Genomic DNA, 5,235 nt, shown 5'->3' on the forward strand with positions numbered 1-5,235 from the left:
CGAAGATAAAATACTGCATTTCTGCAGCTGGCAGGGGATGTCAAGACCTGGTAAGGTTCTTCGCGTTGCGTCGAATTAAACCACATACTCCACCGCTTGTGCGGGCCCCCGTCAATTCCTTTGAGTTTCAGCCTTGCGGCCGTACTCCCCAGGCGGGGTGCTTAGTGCGTTAACTGCGGCACTGGGGGGGTCGATACCCCCAACACCTAGCACCCATCGTTTACGGCGTGGACTACCAGGGTATCTAATCCTGTTTGCTACCCACGCTTTCGCGCCTCAGCGTCAGTTACAGGCCAGGGAGCCGCTTTCGCCACCGGTGTTCCTCCCAATATCTACGCATTTCACCGCTACACTGGGAATTCCACTCCCCTCTTCTGCACTCAAGCTCTGCAGTTTCAATCGCAAGCTATCAGTTGAGCCGATAGGTTTCACGTCTGACTTGCAGGGCCGCCTACACGCCCTTTACGCCCAGTAATTCCGGACAACGCTTGCCCCCTACGTTTTACCGCGGCTGCTGGCACGTAGTTAGCCGGGGCTTCCTCCAAAGGTACCGTCATTTGTTTCTTCCCTTTGGACAGAGTTTTACAATCCGAAAACCTTCTTCACTCACGCGGCGTTGCTCCGTCAGGCTTGCGCCCATTGCGGAAGATTCCCCACTGCTGCCTCCCGTAGGAGTCTGGACCGTGTCTCAGTTCCAGTGTGGCCGGTCGCCCTCTCAGGCCGGCTACCCATCGTCGCCTTGGTAGGCCGTTACCCTACCAACTAGCTAATGGGACGCGGACCCATCCTGTAGCGGTTTGTACCTTTCTTCACTCGATAAGGCTATCAAGTGAACGTATCCGGTATTAGCACCGGTTTCCCGGCGTTATCCCAGGCTACGGGGTAGGTTATCCACGCGTTACTCACCCGTCCGCCACTATCCAGCACTCAACTCGTTACCTACCTTGTATTAAGCGTTATCTCTTTATACTAGATGTTTCGCTTTTATTACAAGATAAGCACTGAGTTGAGTGCTGGACCGTTCGACTTGCATGTGTTAAGCACGCCGCCAGCGTTCGTCCTGAGCCAGGATCAAACTCTCCATTTATTATTCAAAAGAGTTTAATCTTTGCTCTCTCTTTTTATTTCTCGCTTTGCTTTCGCTTGACGAGGTTTGGTTCGGTTGCTGTCGTTTCATATTGGTCGCTATGGACCATTCACGACTGCGTTCGTTTTACATCTCTTTGCACTGTTTAGTTTTCAAGGACCTGTGCATCGTCGCTCATCAGCAACGTTTTACATTTTACCTCTTTTAGAACCTTGTTGTCAATACTTTTTTATCATTTTTTTTAATCAAGCATTTGTTGGTTCGCAGCAACTTTTAAATGTTAGCACTTACAAACCTCGCTGTCAAATAATTTTTTGTCTACATAAGGATATTATTATTAGTTTTTCAGTTTTTATACACGGCCACATTTTATTTCCTTTTCTCTATACTTAAACCACACTATTTGCCATCAACTCCCAATATACCTCCCGACATATTAATTACAGCATCAGGTACATCCCCTACTATAATGCTTTCTGCTACAGGAACCTTTGTTGCGACTTTAACCTCGCCACTGCGCAACGGTATTACTACCCGCACCATTGTGGTAAAATCCAAGTATATTTTATGCTTTGTTTGGTTGATACCAGCCTCTTCAAAACTGTCGATAACATTTACATTAACTGTACCCATTGGAAGAATACCTACTTTAATCCGCGGCCCCATATTAGCAAAAATATAACTACCAAGCAATTGTCCCATAGGAACTGATACCTGTTTAGCCTTTAAACCCTGCAATTCTTTCTGCACTTCCAATGTAATATCAGCTGCCATCCGGTTTATCCAAACAGTGTTCGCCTGCATTAACGCTACTCGTCCGTTATAATCTCGGTGTACTGCAATGAAGTCCTGGTAGTCCATGTCACCTCCCGATACTTCTTTTTGCACTGTCTTATTAATTGCCGCCACAGCCATATGGGTTACTTCTATCTCGGCAATGGAAAAAAGCGTAGGGCGCACGCGCGTATCCAAGAAAAAATATACTGCCGCTATTAAGAAAATGCATAATGCAATAAATAATACTTTCTTAAAAGATCTTCTTTTTTTAAACAATAAGTCACCCCCAGTTTCTTGCACTAGTAATGTTATATCTATATTGAACAAACACAAAAAAAAACCGAATTTTTTCGGTAAGCTTTTACTCATTTTTGGCATTTCATCAGTGCCTTCAATTATGGGCATCATTAACGTGACCTAAAAGCTCCTGCCCCGAATCCCCGTTCCAGTATCCTGGCTAAGGCATGTTTAGCCAGTTAGATTACATGAATATAATCCAAAAGGATAGCCACTTGTATTAAAGGTAGTGGTAATCTTGTCAGATTTTATATTATATAAAAACGCAAGATGGGTTACAAGCAAATTTATGTACTGATTCTTTTGGTAGTAGTATGATATAATTGCTTTTGATAAGCTAGGATGAATATTCCCTAAGGAGGGAAATATATTTGTCTACCACTAAAAAACACAATAAAAGAAAGCTCAATCCCATCAGGCTTATATTATTTGTGCTGGGTATCCTTTTATTAGCTGTATCCGTGTCTATGGCAGGACTAGTATTAATCAGTATAGTTGATTTACCTGCTTTTAATGAGAAAAATTTAATACCGGCTAGCACCACCCGGATATACGACAGTAATAACCAGCTGATTACTCAAATTGGTTTGGAAAACCGGACACAAGTTTCCTTAGGCCAAGTGCCCTTGCATGTTCAGGAAGCCTTTTTGGCCGCCGAAGACCATTTATTTTACCAGCACCACGGGATTAGAATTGAGGCTATCATAAGAGCGGCCTTTAACGACGCACTGCGTATTTTTGGTGAGGAACGTAATTTTCAAGGTGGCAGTACAATAACCCAACAATTAGTAAAGTTATCGTTTTTAAACCCGGAAAGAACTATTAAAAGAAAAATTCAAGAAGCAATTCTATCAATAAAAATGGAAAGCCGATACTCCAAAGAAGAAATTTTGGCTATGTATCTCAATCGAATATATTTTGGTGAGGGAGCTTACGGCATTCAGGCTGCAGCCCAAACATACTTTGGTAAAGAAGCCGGAGACTTGAACATTTCAGAGGCTGCCCTGTTAGCGGGATTGATTAAATCACCAAATAACTATTCGCCCTTTCAAAATTTAGATGCTGCCATTACTCATCGCAATCAGGTACTAGACAACATGTACCGTTATAAATTTATTGACAATGATGATTATCAACAAGCCAAAGCAGAGGAATTAGCTTTAAGGAACAGCGATTCTAATACTAACCGTTATCCTTATCCATTTTTTGTGGATTTCATAACTGAGCAGCTAGTAGAAAAGTTTGGCGATGAAAAAGTGTTCAAAGGTGGCTTGAAAGTATACACCACCCTTGACCCGCAAATTCAGACCTACGCCGAAAATGCCATGGCTAAACAGTCCAATTTCCCTGCTTCACTGAGGGATAGCAATGGCGTACTGCAGCCCCAGGGGGCTATGGTAGTTATGGATCCGAAAACCGGTGAGGTAAAAGCGTTGGTAGGAGGGCGAGAACATACCCATCAAAGATCGTTAAATAGAGCAACTATGTCCGCCAGACAGCCCGGCTCGGCCATAAAACCGATTATAGCCTATGGACCGGCCATTGAGTTCAATGGTATGGGTCCGGCCAGTGTAATTAACGATGCACCGGTTACATATAGTAGTTACGCCAACTATTCACCGCACAATTCAGGAGGAGGTTACCGGGGTTTAATCACTTTGCGTACTGCACTGACCTATTCGGTAAATATTGTGGCAGTTAAACTGCTCATGGAACATGTCAAGATTGACAAGGCTGTTGAATTTGCTTCCCGCATGGATATTGACATTGAACCTACAGGACCTGCTATAGCTCTGGGTGGTTTAAAGAAAGGGGTAACTCCGCTTGAATTAACGGCGGCCTATGCGGCCTTTGCCAATCTCGGCATTTATAACAGTCCGGTATCTATACTTAAAGTTGAGGATTATAACGGCACTATCCTATTCGAAGCTGATCCCGCACCACGCAGAACTATGAAGGAAACCACCGCATATTTAATGACTGATATGATGAAATCTGTGGTGCAAAAAGGTACCGGCACCGGTGCCCAGATCGGGCGTCCGGTAGCCGGTAAAACCGGCACAACCGACGAGGGCAAAGACATTTGGTTTGCCGGTTATACCCCGGACCTAGTGGGAGTAGTCTGGATAGGATACGATATTCCTGAAAAAATGCCTCAAAGTTATGGCGGCACGTATCCAGCTAAAATATGGCGAGAAGTGATGAGCCAGGCGCATAAAAATATTCCATTCCATGATTTTACCGAGCCGGAAGGTATAGTGAGAGCCACTGTGGATAGCAAGTCGGGGCTTAGACCCAGTTTTAATACACCCCCCCAGCACATGGTAAACGATATTTTTGCCGCCGGAACTGTACCGTCGGAGTATGACGATGCGCATGTATTGGTTGAAGTGTGTGCTACTTCCGGCTTACTACCCAATGAGTATTGCCCAGAAAAGATAACCAGTGTTTTTATCAAAGCGTCGTATGCATCATCTGCAACAGCAGATAATTTCCAGCGGGCTCCAACTAAAATTTGTGATATTCACGGGCTTAATAGTATTACTGATAAGGAAAATGACACAGCAGAGGACAATGCCGACAGTGACACAGAAGACAGCACAGGAAGACTCGAAAGCGATAGTAATAATGAGCCAGTGTCAACTCAGCAAAACAACCAACAGCCACTGCAAATCATGAATACGGATAACGGGATATAAACTCAAGTTTGACAGCACTATCCAAAGGAATTCAGTAATATCAACGGTTTCCGGGCACACCAAATAGACGTACCACTACAATATTCCTTTATATGGTAGATTTGTATCCTAGTATCCTTTTTGGCGGTCTGCTACCAACAGCCTTAAAAATATCAAAGATATTGCCCTTTAACTCTGTGCGCAAAATAAACTCTTCCTGACCGATGGTAAATTTAACAGCATGTAGTTTCCTTAGGTCAAGCATTAAATCTTTAAATCTATGCTTGCTGTCTTTAAGTAGTTTGGCCAGCATAACCTGTAAAACAAAAGCTAAGAAGCAGATAAAAATATGTCCGCGTACACGTTCTTCTTTCCAGTGATAAATCGGCCTTAAAT

Annotated in this window: 2 protein-coding genes, 1 pseudogene and 1 other annotated feature; of the genes and pseudogenes, 1 reads left to right on the forward strand and 2 read right to left on the reverse strand. The window is 43.7% G+C overall.

The window, feature by feature from the left end:
- Positions 1-151: 151 nt before the first annotated feature.
- Positions 152-1,079 (reverse strand) — a sequence feature (16S ribosomal RNA rRNA prediction is too short).
- A 407-nt stretch (positions 1,080-1,486) separates the two neighbouring features.
- Positions 1,487-2,140, reverse strand: a complete 654-nt coding sequence (gene yunB, locus SPSYN_RS08880; protein WP_243152974.1) for a sporulation protein YunB — start codon at positions 2,138-2,140, stop codon at positions 1,487-1,489.
- Between the two features lie 392 nt (positions 2,141-2,532).
- Between yunB and SPSYN_RS08885 the strand changes: the two genes are divergently transcribed.
- Positions 2,533-4,860: a transglycosylase domain-containing protein gene (locus SPSYN_RS08885; RefSeq protein ID WP_161822090.1), complete on the forward strand. Its 2,328-nt coding sequence runs from the start codon at positions 2,533-2,535 to the stop codon at positions 4,858-4,860.
- An 88-nt stretch (positions 4,861-4,948) separates the two neighbouring features.
- On the opposite strand, the pseudogene SPSYN_RS08890 reads toward SPSYN_RS08885, so the two are convergent.
- Positions 4,949-5,235, reverse strand: a pseudogene (locus tag SPSYN_RS08890) (IS1634 family transposase); the annotation flags it as partial.

It is taken from the genome of Sporotomaculum syntrophicum, assembly GCF_009932395.1.
GTDB lineage: Bacteria > Bacillota > Desulfotomaculia > Desulfotomaculales > Desulfallaceae > Sporotomaculum > Sporotomaculum syntrophicum.